Source organism: Serratia sp. T13T92 (genome assembly GCF_047530105.1).
GTDB lineage: Bacteria > Pseudomonadota > Gammaproteobacteria > Enterobacterales > Enterobacteriaceae > Chania > Chania fonticola.
Genome location: NZ_JBLJAK010000097.1, coordinates 1 through 3,219 on the forward strand (window position 1 = coordinate 1; position 3,219 = coordinate 3,219).

Consider the following 3,219-nt stretch of genomic DNA (forward strand, 5'->3'; position numbering starts at 1 on the left):
TATTGGGGTAAGGATTAACCTGTCATAGAGTCTCTCAAATAAACAGCACGACAGTGTCTCTGTTTACAGAAACACCTTCGGGTTGTGAGGTTAAGTGACTAAGCGTACACGGTGGATGCCTAGGCAGTCAGAGGCGATGAAGGGCGTGCTAATCTGCGAAAAGTGTCGGTAAGGTGATATGAACCGTTATAACCGGCAATACCCGAATGGGGAAACCCAGTGTGTTTCGACACACTATCGTATGGTGAATACATAGCCATACGAGGCGAACCGGGGGAACTGAAACATCTAAGTACCCCGAGGAAAAGAAATCAACCGAGATTCCCCTAGTAGCGGCGAGCGAACGGGGAACAGCCCAGAACCTGAATCAGTTCTTGTGTTAGTGGAAGCGTCTGGAAAGTCGCGCAGCAAAGGGTGATAGCCCCGTACACTAAAATGCATTAACTGTGAGTTCGATGAGTAGGGCGGGACACGTGACATCCTGTCTGAATATGGGGGGACCATCCTCCAAGGCTAAATACTCCTGACTGACCGATAGTGAACCAGTACCGTGAGGGAAAGGCGAAAAGAACCCCGGCGAGGGGAGTGAAATAGAACCTGAAACCGTGTACGTACAAGCAGTGGGAGCACCTTCGTGGTGTGACTGCGTACCTTTTGTATAATGGGTCAGCGACTTATATTTTGTAGCAAGGTTAACCGTATAGGGGAGCCGTAGGGAAACCGAGTCTTAACTGGGCGAATAGTTGCAAGGTATAGACCCGAAACCCGGTGATCTAGCCATGGGCAGGTTGAAGGTTGGGTAACACTAACTGGAGGACCGAACCGACTAATGTTGAAAAATTAGCGGATGACTTGTGGCTGGGGGTGAAAGGCCAATCAAACCGGGAGATAGCTGGTTCTCCCCGAAAGCTATTTAGGTAGCGCCTCGTGAACTCATCTTCGGGGGTAGAGCACTGTTTCGGCTAGGGGGCCATCCCGGCTTACCAAACCGATGCAAACTCCGAATACCGAAGAATGTTATCACGGGAGACACACGGCGGGTGCTAACGTCCGTCGTGAAGAGGGAAACAACCCAGACCGCCAGCTAAGGTCCCAAAGTCATGGTTAAGTGGGAAACGATGTGGGAAGGCATAGACAGCCAGGATGTTGGCTTAGAAGCAGCCATCATTTAAAGAAAGCGTAATAGCTCACTGGTCGAGTCGGCCTGCGCGGAAGATGTAACGGGGCTAAACCATGCACCGAAGCTGCGGCAGCGACGCTTAGGCGTTGTTGGGTAGGGGAGCGTTCTGTAAGCCGTTGAAGGTGAACTGTGAGGTTTGCTGGAGGTATCAGAAGTGCGAATGCTGACATAAGTAACGATAAAGCGGGTGAAAAACCCGCTCGCCGGAAGACCAAGGGTTCCTGTCCAACGTTAATCGGGGCAGGGTGAGTCGACCCCTAAGGCGAGGCCGAAAGGCGTAGTCGATGGGAAACAGGTTAATATTCCTGTACTCGGTGTTACTGCGAAGGGGGGACGGAGAAGGCTAGGCTAGCCGGGCGACGGTTGTCCCGGTTTAAGCGTGTAGGGGGGTGTTCCTGGTAAATCCGGAACGCTATCAACCCTGAGGCGTGATGACGATGCACCACGGTGCAGAAGTAGTTGATGCCCTGCTTCCAGGAAAAGCCTCTAAGCATCAGGTAACATCAAATCGTACCCCAAACCGACACAGGTGGTCAGGTAGAGAATACCAAGGCGCTTGAGAGAACTCGGGTGAAGGAACTAGGCAAAATGGTGCCGTAACTTCGGGAGAAGGCACGCTGGCGCGTAGGTGAAGAGACTTGCTCTCGGAGCTGAAGCCAGTCGCAGATACCAGCTGGCTGCAACTGTTTAATAAAAACACAGCACTGTGCAAACACGAAAGTGGACGTATACGGTGTGACGCCTGCCCGGTGCTGGAAGGTTAATTGATGGGGTCAGCCGCAAGGCGAAGCTCTTGATCGAAGCCCCAGTAAACGGCGGCCGTAACTATAACGGTCCTAAGGTAGCGAAATTCCTTGTCGGGTAAGTTCCGACCTGCACGAATGGCGTAATGATGGCCAGGCTGTCTCCACCCGAGACTCAGTGAAATTGAACTCGCTGTGAAGATGCAGTGTACCCGCGGCAAGACGGAAAGACCCCGTGAACCTTTACTATAGCTTGACACTGAACATTGAGCCTTGATGTGTAGGATAGGTGGGAGGCTTTGAAGTGTGGACGCCAGTCTGCATGGAGCCAACCTTGAAATACCACCCTTTAATGTTTGATGTTCTAACTCGGCCCCATAATCTGGGGTGAGGACAGTGTCTGGTGGGTAGTTTGACTGGGGCGGTCTCCTCCCAAAGAGTAACGGAGGAGCACGAAGGTTAGCTAATCACGGTCGGACATCGTGAGGTTAGTGCAAAGGCATAAGCTAGCTTGACTGCGAGAGTGACGGCTCGAGCAGGTACGAAAGTAGGTCTTAGTGATCCGGTGGTTCTGAATGGAAGGGCCATCGCTCAACGGATAAAAGGTACTCCGGGGATAACAGGCTGATACCGCCCAAGAGTTCATATCGACGGCGGTGTTTGGCACCTCGATGTCGGCTCATCACATCCTGGGGCTGAAGTAGGTCCCAAGGGTATGGCTGTTCGCCATTTAAAGTGGTACGCGAGCTGGGTTTAGAACGTCGTGAGACAGTTCGGTCCCTATCTGCCGTGGGCGTTGGAAGATTGAGAGGGGTTGCTCCTAGTACGAGAGGACCGGAGTGAACGCACCACTGGTGTTCGGGTTGTCATGCCAATGGCACTGCCCGGTAGCTAAGTGCGGAAAAGATAAGCGCTGAAAGCATCTAAGCGCGAAACTTGCCTCGAGATGAGTCTTCCCTGGGCCTTTAAGGCCCCTGAAGGAACGTTTAAGACTAAGACGTTGATAGGCTGGGTGTGTAAGTGCAGCGATGCATTGAGCTAACCAGTACTAATGATCCGTGAGGCTTAACCTTACAACACCGAAGGTGTTTTAGAGTAGACGACAATTTTCAGCGAAGTTCCGAGATTGGTTCTGGTGGTTACGAAAGTAACGGCCAAGAATGAAACAGAATTTGCCTGGCGGCAATAGCGCGGTGGTCCCACCTGACCCCATGCCGAACTCAGAAGTGAAACGCCGTAGCGCCGATGGTAGTGTGGGGTCTCCCCATGCGAGAGTAGGACACTGCCAGGCATCAA

At 52.4% G+C, this 3,219-nt stretch carries 2 rRNA genes; both read left to right on the forward strand.

Features of this window, described 5'->3' with window-relative positions:
• Positions 1-88 precede the first annotated feature (88 nt).
• Positions 89-2,996 (forward strand): 23S ribosomal RNA (locus ACMV5I_RS29235).
• A 102-nt stretch (positions 2,997-3,098) separates the two neighbouring features.
• A 5S ribosomal RNA gene (gene rrf / locus ACMV5I_RS29240) occupies positions 3,099-3,214 on the forward strand.
• Positions 3,215-3,219: the final 5 nt, after the last annotated feature.